Raw genomic sequence first — 1,172 nt, 5'->3', positions numbered from 1 at the left:
CCTGCACCCACCAGGAGGAGATAATCTCCTCCTGGACCTCCATAATAATTTTCTGGTTTTCAAATGCGATTGCCCTGTTTTTTGCGCGCTATGCCGTTGCACAAAAAACGCGGCAGTGCTTAAATAGCGGTTTGCTTTCTCCATTTTGCAGAGGCCGGACCGCTATGATGGCAAAAAGAATTATACCCTGTCTGGATGTACGCGCCGGACGGGTGGTCAAGGGTGTACAATTTGAAGGTTTGGTGGATGCCGGAGATCCGGTGGAGGCCGCGCGGCGCTATGACGAAGAGGGTGCCGATGAGTTGACCTTCCTGGATATTACCGCCTCACACGAAAATCGGGACACCATCCTCGAAGTGGTCAGTCGCACCGCCGAACAGGTTTTTATCCCCCTGACCGTGGGTGGCGGCATTCGCAACAACGCCGACATTCGCCGTCTGCTCAACGCTGGCGCCGACAAGGTAGGCATCAATACCGCTGCCGTCTTCCGCCCGGAATTTGTCCAGGAAGCCTCCAACCAATTTGGTGCCCAGTGTATCGTGGTAGCCATCGATGCCAAGTGTGTACAACGCAATCCAGAGGGCGAGCCCATCCGTTGGGAGATCTTTACCCATGGTGGCCGCAACCCTACCGGTCTGGATGCCATAGAGTGGGCAGAACGGATGCAAAACTATGGTGCCGGGGAGATCCTGCTCACCTCCATGGATCGTGATGGCACCAAACAGGGTTATGATCTGCTCTTGACCCGCGCCATTGCCGATGCGGTAACCATTCCGGTCATCGCCTCTGGTGGAGTAGGCACTCTCTCTCACCTTGCCGACGGCCTGCACCAGGGAGGAGCCGATGCCGTCCTGGCCGCCTCAATCTTTCATTTTCGCCAGCACTCGATCCCGGAAGCCAAAGCCTATCTGCGCAGCCGTGGTATCAACGTGCGTTTATAACCCGTTATTTGCTCCTCAACCCCTGCAAGAGAGTACGATGGACAATCTGCCCGACCTGGAAAGTTTGAAATATACAGCCGATGGTTTGATACCCGCCATAGCCCAGCAATATGACAGCGGGGAGGTATTGATGATGGCCTGGATGAATCGCGCCTCCCTGCAACAGACTCTGCAGAGTGGTGTTGCCTGCTATTGGTCGCGCAGTCGGCAAGCCTTCTGGCAAAAAGGTGA

2 protein-coding genes are annotated in these 1,172 nt (G+C 55.5%); both read left to right on the top strand.

Translation table 11 applies throughout. The features are described 5' to 3' along the window. The first annotated feature begins 164 nt into the window (after positions 1 to 164). The gene (gene hisF / locus EJP87_RS16785; protein WP_130472972.1) at positions 165 to 941 is read left to right on the top strand and encodes an imidazole glycerol phosphate synthase subunit HisF; all 777 of its coding nucleotides are present in this window, start codon (positions 165 to 167) and stop codon (positions 939 to 941) included. A 37-nt stretch (positions 942 to 978) separates the two neighbouring features. After that, positions 979 to 1,172, top strand: a 194-nt coding sequence (locus EJP87_RS16780; protein WP_320412250.1) for a phosphoribosyl-AMP cyclohydrolase, incomplete at its 3' end; no start/stop codon positions are given.

Origin of the sequence: Candidatus Magnetaquicoccus inordinatus, assembly GCF_004217665.1 — a bacterium.
GTDB lineage: Bacteria > Pseudomonadota > Magnetococcia > Magnetococcales > Magnetaquicoccaceae > Magnetaquicoccus > Magnetaquicoccus inordinatus.
This window is presented reverse-complemented; position numbering and strand designations above follow the sequence as displayed.

Excerpts from the sequence above, each read along its gene's own strand:
- hisF (WP_130472972.1), top strand. The coding sequence starts at position 165 with ATGATGGCAAAAAGAATTATACCCTGTCTGGATGTACGCGCCGGACGG.